This window comes from Arthrobacter sp. H5 (assembly GCF_000520595.1).
GTDB lineage: Bacteria > Actinomycetota > Actinomycetes > Actinomycetales > Micrococcaceae > Arthrobacter_D.
On record NZ_KI915020.1, the window covers coordinates 1 to 8,899 of the forward strand.

General features: G+C 61.1%; 7 protein-coding genes. 1 reads left to right on the forward strand and 6 read right to left on the reverse strand.

Annotation, left to right across the window (positions count from 1 at the left end; all coding sequences use genetic code 11):
• Positions 1–502 precede the first annotated feature (502 nt).
• From Y708_RS0118405 to Y708_RS29395, 3 genes are all read right to left on the reverse strand, one after another.
• A complete protein-coding gene (locus Y708_RS0118405) occupies positions 503–1,528 on the reverse strand; it encodes a hypothetical protein (RefSeq protein ID WP_216699833.1) in 1,026 nt (341 codons plus the stop codon).
• A 135-nt stretch (positions 1,529–1,663) separates the two neighbouring features.
• Entirely contained in the window at positions 1,664–2,107 is a 444-nt protein-coding gene (locus Y708_RS0118410; RefSeq protein ID WP_028281067.1) for a hypothetical protein, read from the reverse strand.
• Positions 2,108–3,340: 1,233 nt separating this feature from the next.
• Entirely contained in the window at positions 3,341–3,505 is a 165-nt protein-coding gene (locus tag Y708_RS29395) for a hypothetical protein (RefSeq protein WP_216699834.1), read from the reverse strand.
• Between the two features lie 428 nt (positions 3,506–3,933).
• On the opposite strand from Y708_RS29395, the gene Y708_RS0118425 reads away from it, so the two are divergent.
• Entirely contained in the window at positions 3,934–5,043 is a 1,110-nt protein-coding gene (locus Y708_RS0118425; RefSeq protein WP_028281069.1) for a CAF17-like 4Fe-4S cluster assembly/insertion protein YgfZ, read from the forward strand.
• Positions 5,044–5,105: 62 nt separating this feature from the next.
• Here Y708_RS0118425 and Y708_RS0118430 read toward each other — a convergent pair whose 3' ends face one another.
• From Y708_RS0118430 to Y708_RS0118440, 3 genes are all read right to left on the reverse strand, one after another.
• Positions 5,106–7,085, reverse strand: coding sequence for an aconitate hydratase (locus Y708_RS0118430; RefSeq protein ID WP_028281070.1), 1,980 nt, complete (start codon positions 7,083–7,085; stop codon positions 5,106–5,108).
• 241 nt (positions 7,086–7,326) lie between these two features.
• Positions 7,327–7,509, reverse strand: a complete 183-nt coding sequence (locus Y708_RS31585) for a hypothetical protein (protein WP_028281071.1) — start codon at positions 7,507–7,509, stop codon at positions 7,327–7,329.
• A gap of 319 nt (positions 7,510–7,828) precedes the next feature.
• On the reverse strand, positions 7,829–8,206 hold the full coding sequence (locus tag Y708_RS0118440) for a HesB/IscA family protein (protein ID WP_028281072.1): 378 nt from the start codon (positions 8,204–8,206) through the stop codon (positions 7,829–7,831).
• Positions 8,207–8,899 lie beyond the last annotated feature (693 nt).

Here is an 8,899-nt window from a genome sequence, read left to right on the forward strand (position 1 = left end):
CATCCTCGTGATCATTTGGCATCTACTGGCCAACCCCGACACCCGCTTCCACGACCTCGGCCCCGACCACTACACCCGGCGGACCAATCCGGACACCAGGAAGCGCGGCCATATCCGCCAGCTCGAAGCCCTCGGCTACAACGTCACCCTCACCCCGGCAACAGCCGCCTGACCCCGCCCAACCAGTCACGTGACCGGCCACCGGCCGGAAGCGTCACCATGCCCACCTAAGCGCCTAACCCGCCTCATTTTCGGACTAGTAATAGGGTTCACCCCCGCTATCCAGGAGGACGATGATAGCTAGTTTGAGTTACGTCGCTCAACCGCCGCATGACGGTGATCAATCAACCGATCACTCGACCCGGGACTCTCTTGCGGCGGAGTCGTCTACCGCGGCGGTCGCCGATTTACGATTCTTCCCGCGGCGACCATTCGACGGGCTCTGCTCGTTTGACGATTTCTGTCCGGTTTGAGAAATGTAATGCGACCTCACCCGTTGAGGTCAGTTCTGGGAGAACCAGACTGCCGTCCCGTCGAGAATTCTTAGTGTTAGCGTCGAGGGTTTCAGGTTGAGAACATCGAACTGACTAACGCTGCCTTCGACACGGAGCGCGTCGTTGACTAGCGGATCGTCGATGCGAACGAGATCACCAGGGTGACATCCGAACGGATCATCGGTAATGACATTAACGATGCTCGGTTCGGAGAAGTCTATACCGCTTGCAGGCACGATTTTGGGATCACCATAAGCCACGAGTTGCCCGAAAACGTCACCTGCAGCGAGTTCAATTAGGCGGTTAACGGCCTCGAAGGCCTTGCAATAGGCATGTGGGAGTCCAACGAGAGCTTCGACGGCTTCTTCTACGTACTGACGGCGAAGCGCATCTTGCTGGAAAATGTCAGCGGCGCTGTTATCTACTGCTGTCAGGCGCTCGCGAAGGCCCCGTCTCGCTGCCTGGAGCGCCGTGCGGTCCGATGAGGTGAGTTGTTGACAAGTGGTATCGAATGAGAACCATTCGGGAGTCGCTTTGAATGCGTCTGCGAGTGCGCATGCACCGGAACGTAGCGCTGCCATTTGAGGGGCGTTTGCCCCGAGCTTTGCGGGCACGTCGCGGGGTTCGTTGTCGAATTGGTGACCGGCCGCAAACTCAGCGCGGAGCCACACAATGGAGCCGCTATAGAAGTTCGTAGTGAGGTGTGTATTCCGGGTAAGTTGGGGAACTAGCAGCATGGGGTAGCCGGGCAATCGGGACCGAAGCCAGGCGACGGTGGTTCGGTGAGCGCTCTCCACTGCGTGCGCAGTCTGCAACCATGCATCGAGGGTGCCGTCGTCGACGTGTGGCCCAGGTCCACCGAGGAACGGCTGTCGGCGCATGTACTCGACGGCGCTTCCGAGAAAGAGTGGCCGGACGAAGAAAGAAGCGGCTCCGGCGCGCATCCCTTGGAGTCGCCAGGGAACGGTCGCAGCGTCGGTTCTACGCAAGTGCGGTTTGGCATTGTCGGGCAGAGATGCAGTCATGGTGGTCACGACCGTTGTTTGTGCCCAAATCTTCGCGAGACTGCGGACTGCGCGCCAAACTTCCGTATTATCTCTGTCGTTCATCTGTCTCCTCATGGTGGATCTCAGGTCGAGTTTGATCAGAGCCAGTCCACACCGGCTGCACTATTTGCTGCTTTTCGGATTCGTTGGCGGGCCGAACTTTGGGGTGAGTTGCGTAGGAGTGAGTTGACGCTCGTTTGTCCACCATATCCAGTCTCGATACAGAGCGGTGATCTGCGCTGCCGAACGACCAGACACTCCACGGAGAAGGGCCCCGACAAGGTCGCTTGTGAACTCGACCTCAGCCATTTGAGCTACATCTGGTCGGCTGAACAGGCCCCACTCGATCCATCGTTGGTTTTGCTCGTAAGCCAGCGCAAAAGAGGCGTCCTTGAACTCTCCAAAATAGGAGCCGTTACGGACCTCCTGATCCTTCAATCTGAGACCCGTTGTATTCATTCGCTGGAAAATTTGAAGGATCGTGACGTCGGGGATATCAGTGGGGAGTACATTCACCGAGAGGGAGGTTTGAAGGATGGTTTGCTGCGCCTCGTCCGGCAGGGTCATCTTCTTGCCAGTTGCCGGCACAATAAAAGCACAGTGTTAGTCGGGCCAAACCCATGTAGGAAACCACACTTAAGCGAGCTTCCATTCCAGCGTAGGCCGCAATCCGTTCACGTCGCACCTTCTTCAGACGCTCGGGGTCGGTGCGATGGGATAGGGCCTCCATCGTCGGGTTATCATCTAGCATCGTTACCGCGGGGTTACTTATGGCTTCGGCCGAATCGGCGTCTAGGTCGCCGTCGTCACTCCCGTCGAAGCTCTCCCAACCCGTTGATGTGACCGGTGCCGGGAGACCAATAGCGAAACCTGAAATCACGGGGCCATGGATGGTCATTGCGACCTGTTCCATTTCCCACAGCCAAGGTTTCGTGGTGTCTTCTACTAGGTAGGAGGTTTTGTCGCTTCCGCCGCCACCTGCAGAATCTGGGTCTTCTCTCCTAGCTCCCTTTTTCAGCCTATCGACGTCTTCCTGAATCTGTGAAAGCTGCTCAGCGAATGCGTCAAGATAGCTCAGGTCCTGACCGAGGAGATCGCCACGAGACTGGACTCGCAAGACACCGTTCCTGCCGCGCGCTGGGCGACGTCGCAGACGCTCTAACACTGAAGCCGGAACGGCTGGCCCGGTAGTGTCAGTTGAATCACCGTCGCGCCATGTGAGGCGGAGCAGTGCATTCTCCGCTAGGACGCTCGCGGAGAACAAGGCAACAGTTTCGCCGGCTTCGATCGTTCCGAGCGGTTTCCATGTATCCGTCAGAGGATTGTTGGTGTACTCCACGGAGATAGTTCGTAAGGTCGGATGCGCGAGCTCGAGTTCCACCTGATCGCCAGAGAAGACGACGCTTAGCAACTGGGGAGAACCTGCCGGGAGCCTCGATGCTGATCCGTCTTCCATTCTCATGACTGGAATCTCGGAGGGATTTTCCAGAATTCGACATTGGTCAGACCGAAGTGTGGGGTCTGGCCATAACGCAGGCCTGAGACCGAAAGACACCGCATCGCTTGCCGGATTCAGCACCTTTATTACCTGCATCTAGCACCTGCATCGCGGCTCCCGTTGCGCTGCCTCGTAGACGGAACAGACGCTGACCCATTCACAACGAAGTAACCAGCGCCTCCAACCCGCGTGAGCTACATGGCGGGCAGCAGGTGGCGAGCTTGAGGTATCGGTTGTTTCTGACCTCGCTATCTCCTATGCCGGCCGTCGTAGTCATCCCCGCAGTTATGGGAGAGGGACTTTCACCACTCCATTACCAGTGCATCGAGGACCAGAAGAGTGGGAAGCCCCGTGAAGCTTGAGGTGATCGGGCAGCCGGCAGCCTGACCTGCCAGCGGTGAAATATGCCAGCTGGGAATGGGATTTGTGTAGAACCGGACCAGCAACGTGGTGAACATGACCACCACACCGAAAAAGTATGGACCGGGGCGATGGCGGGCAGCGCCAGGACCGGGAGCACCGGACCGGTCACCCAGCGCAGCCTGAATTTTGCACTTGGAACATTTCTCCATGATCCGTTGAAAAAGCAGTGTGGTAACTATTATCTACGCAGGTCAGAGGCGCCTTCTGCCTTTCAAAAACACCCTTGAAAGCCATCCCCGATGAAAGGGTGAGGCTCGGCTAGGTATCGGGTGTGAGCGTATTTTTAGGCAAGTTATCAAGGACTCGCTCTCACTGACTGAGGAGCAGGTCAAGTGGTGCTATCAGGTGCCTGATGACGAATTCGACAAGCTGAAGACGCTTACACTCGACGGTAGGATTGAACTGTCAGATTTGAAGGATGGCGTTCAACGAACACATGTTTCAGCCACCATGGGAGCAGGAAAGATGACCAATGACGAGTGAGTTCCTGACCAGGCCCGGCGCCGTCGATGGTGGCGTGGTGGCTGGTGATGCGCCCGGTGCCGGTGTGGCCGCCCACTACGGCAATCCGCTCTCCGAGCAGCGCGCACTGGCCGCAGGAAACGCGATCGTCGACCTCTCCCACCGGTCGGTGCTCACCATTTCCGGCCCCGATCGGCTCAGCTGGATCGACTCGCTCACCAGCCAGAGTGTCGCCGGCCTGGCGCCAGGGGAGTCCAGCGAGACGTTGGTGCTCGATGTGACCGGTCGGCTCAAATATGCGGTTCGTCTGATCGATGACGGTGTCGAACTGTGGCTGCTGCTCGAACGAGAGGAAGCGGGTGGGCTGCTTGCGTGGCTCAGCAGCATGCGGTTCATGTTGCGGGTGGAACTCGCGGATCGAACCGCCGAATTCGCGACGGTCGGCACCCTCGGCCAGCCTGCGCTCCCGGTAGCTGCCCCTCATGGCGTCCCACTCGCCTGGCGCGACCCGTGGATGAGCGTGACCCAGGGTGGTCACCAGTACGCGGCAGCGGAAAGGCATCCGGCGGTGAGCTGGACCTACAGCGAGCTGCTGCTGCCCCGCACCGAACTCGCCGGGCTTGCCGCATCCGCTATTCCCGTCGCCGGGCTGCTCGCTCTCGAAGCGCTGCGCATCGCAGCCTGGCGCCCGTGCTTCGCCACCGAGGTCGATGAGAAATCGATCCCGCACGAACTCGATTGGCTGCGCACGGCCGTGCACCTCAGCAAGGGCTGCTACCGCGGCCAGGAGACGGTGGCCAAGGTTCACAACCTCGGCCATCCGCCGCGCAGACTCGTCATGCTTCACCTCGACGGTCCGGATGCCGTGTTGCCCTCGCGCGGGGACGAAGTCGTTCTCGGGGAGAAGACTGTTGGCCAGGTGACCTCGGTTGCCCTCCACTACGAACTGGGACCGGTGGTACTCGCCGTTATCAAACGGCGCACCGATTCAACTGCCGGACTCCTCGTGCGCACCGGCAGCCTCGAGGTGCCGGCCACGCAGGAAGTGATCGTATCCCCGGACGCTGGCGCCTCAGCCACTGTTCCGCGCATGCCGCGGCTGGGCTCGGTGCGGGGGTAGTTCAGTTCACGTGACGGCGGCTCGAGCAGGGCGGGAGGGCTTGAAAACCTTGACGGCACGGCTCAGTCCCGATCGCCGGTCCCACCGGCTCTCCGCTCGCGCAGCCAGGGGATGAGGCCACCGGCGAGGAGCATGTCGACCTGGCGTGTCGAGAGGCGATGTCGCGCTGCATAGTCCTCATCGCGGGTCTTATTGTGCACGGTGATCCCGGTTCCGGCGGCGAGGGCTTCGCGGATGCCGGCCAGCACCAGTACATCGCCCTGCTGGACACGGTCGTGATCGGCGGCATCCGCGAACCCGATGGCGAGGACACCGAAATTTGTGAGGTTCTGCCAGTGGATGCGTGCGAATGAGATGGCCAGCACCGCGCGCAATCCGAGGTAGCGCGGGGTGATCGCGGCGTGTTCCCGCGAGGAACCCTGCCCGTAGTTGGCGCCGGCGACCACAATGTGGCCGGACGTGTCGCGGGTTTCGGCGGCGCGGGCGGGGTAGGTTTCGTCGATCTGGTCGAAGGTGAATTCGGCAAGCTTCGGGATGTTGCTGCGGTAGGGCAGAACCCGCGCGCCGGCCGGCAGAATCTCATCCGTCGAAACATCGTCGCCCATGACCAGGATGACCGGTGCCTCGATACGATCGGCGAGGGGCTCGAAGTCCGGCAACGAGGAGATGTTTTCGCCCTTAACCAGCGCCACTTGGGAGGCCTCCTTGTGAGGCAACGGCTCCTCGAGCATGGCCAGGTTCACACTCGACATCGCAGGCAGCTGGGGTGTGGGATACTCCAGATCGAACAGCTTTTCCAGGTCCCGCGGGTCGGTGATCGTCCCGGTGAGCACCGCCGCCGCCGCCGTCTCCGGCGAGCACAGGTAGACCGAGTCCTCCTTGGTTCCTGAGCGGCCTGGAAAGTTGCGCGGCATCGTGCGCAGGCTGTTGCGCCCGTTCGCCGGGGCCTGGCCCATGCCGATGCAGCCCATGCAGCCGGACTGGTGCAGCCGTGCACCGGCGCTGATCAAATCCAAGGTGGCACCCATTTTGGTCAGATCCTGCAGAATCTGTCGGGAGCTCGGGTTGACGTCGAAGGACACGCCCGGGTGTGACTGGCGTCCCTTCACTATTGCGGCGACGATCGCGAAGTCGCGCAGCCCGGGATTCGCGGATGACCCGATCACGACCTGCTCAACGGGTCGGCCGGCGACCTCCCGCACCGGCACGACGTTGCCCGGCGAACTGGGCAGCGCGATGAGCGGCACGATGGTGGAAAGGTCAATCTCCTCGGCCACGTCGTATCCGGCATCCGGATCAGCGAGCAGTTCGGTGAAGTCGCCCTCACGCTGCTCTGAGCGCAGGAACGCGCGCACCTGTTCGTCCGCCGGGAATACCGTGGTCGTCGCCCCCAATTCGGCGCCCATATTGGCGATCACATGCCGGTCCATCGCGGTGAGGGTCGAAAGGCCCGGTCCATAGTACTCAACGATCCGATTGATGCCGCCCTTGACGCCGTGACGGCGCAGCATCTCGAGAACGACATCCTTAGCGCTCGTCCACGGCGGCAACTGGCCGGTGAGCCGCACCCCCCAGATCTCAGGCATCCTGATGTACAGCGGTTCGCCGGCGATCGCGAGAGCCACCTCGATACCCCCAACGCCGATGGCCAGCATCCCGAGGGAGCCCGCAGCCGGGGTGTGGCTGTCCGAGCCGACCATCGTCTTGCCCGGGATACCGAACCGCTGCATATGCGTCGGGTGCGAAACCCCGTTTCCGGCCTTCGAGAACCACAGGCCGAACCGTTGACACGCTGAGCGGAGGAAGTCGTGGTCCTCCGCGTTCTTGCTGTCGGTTTGCAACAGGTTATGGTCGACGTACTGAACGGACACTTCCGTGCGCGCACGATCAAGTCCCAGCGCCTCCAACTCAAGCATGACGAGAGTTCCTGTTGCATCCTGTGTGAGGGTCTGATCGATGCGCAAGCCGATTTCGGTCCCCGGTGTCATCACCCCGCTTAGCAGGTGAGAGGCGATGAGCTTCTGAGCGACGTTATATGCCACGGTGAGCCTCCTTGCTCGAATGCCGCCGGGAAAGTCTCGAACCGCGGCCATCCGGCGAAGAGTTCCGCAGTAACCACCAACCTAGGCCACTATCTTGAGAACGGCCACCCCAACTTCGAGCTCAGGGGTGTTTCCCGGCGTTCGGGCGGGAAATAACAAACACGCCGTGACCGCCAGCCCCCTCCAGAAGCCCCCGCCCGGATCAAGGACGAGTTCCTCGCGCTCGAATAGCGTGATCGCCTCACTGTTCCTGCTCGGGTTCTCCAACGAACTGCCGGAGTTGCCCGAGCACTATGAGAACCACCCGGACCTGTTCGAGCGGGTAGAGGAATGCCAGGCCGCCGTGTTCATCTTCGTCGAGGTGGACGATGACAACGTCGTGTACCTCGATGCGACGTACCTCGATGCGACGGCATCCAGGCAAGCACCCCACCCAGCACACGAGGCTTCGCCCCCATCCTTGCCCAGGGTGTGTGGACGGGGTGAGTGTCGAGCAGGTACTGACCGTGCCGGACGATTATCCGCAGGAGCTCTGACTCATCGAAGCGGTGGGGGTCTGCTGCGAATCCGTGGGATGGCCCACTGTTCGGGCACACCAAACACTAGCTACGAGAACATCCGGGCATTACCGATGCTGGCGTTGACATCCACCATGGCGTTGCCGTCAATGATCCCGCACTCACCAAGAAGGACGGGCAGACCCTCGCCGGGGTGGATGGTCCGCCCGTCCTTAATGACCGGTTCTAGTGGAACGAGTCTCCGCAGGCGCAGCTTCCGCCGGCATTCGGGTTATCGATTGTGAAACCCTGCTTCTGGATGGTGTCTTCGAAGTCGATTGTGGTGCCATCCAGGTAGGGAACACTCATTTTATCGACTACCACCTCAACACCGCCGAAGTCAACCGTTGCGTCTCCGTCGAGGAGCCGTTCATCGAAATAGAGTTGGTATGAGAGGCCGGAGCATCCGCCAGGCTGCACGGCGACACGCAGGCGCAGGTCCTCCCGAGCCTCCTGCTCGCACAGGCTGCGGATTTTCGCCGCGGCCTTCTCGCTCAGGCCAATACCGTGAGCCGGCGCCACTGTGATATCAGAGGCGGTGTCAATCAGTGCCGAGTCAGTCATAACCACTCCTTGCGTGTCGGTATGTCTCAGACCCAGTGTAAGCATGCCCGGCGGGAAAATGATGGCGGATGCCGCCATTCCCAGTCACGGATACCTTCCCCGCAGGCATGAACTCGTCGAGGAGCGGCACGCACCGTGCCGCCTCCCGCAAGGAGCCCAGGACTCTTTCGTACCACCATCTGCAGGATGCCGCCGGCATTTCCAACCGGCTCCTGGTCGGGCATTCTGGGCGTTGAAAACGTGGGGGCGACGGAACAGGAACCACCACAAGCACCTACGACTTCATGGGCCCCCACCACACTGGCCTGCCCCAACGGACAGACTGTCACCCGCGTTTACGACACGGCCGGGCGGCTCACCACCGTTTGCCGACAACTGGCCCCACCTGATAAAAAACCAGGCCTTCGCGCTGTATGACCAGTGTCATGTCCGTGGGAGATAAGAGTAAGGCGACCCTGAATAGATACCCGGTCCGAATTAGGTCACACTTATGTTGTGTTATTAGCTGATCACCGCCTATCCGGCGGTGCGGTCGGGCTCAAACCCGGACCGCACGGTCTTGAGGCCCGTACCCGGGACCGGGTCCGGCAGACGGTCGCCGAGGGTGGCCCGCTGATCGCTGCTGCCCTCGCCTCGCGCCTGGGGCTGACGCCCGCCGCGGTCCGCCGTCACCTCGATCTGATCGCCGGACAA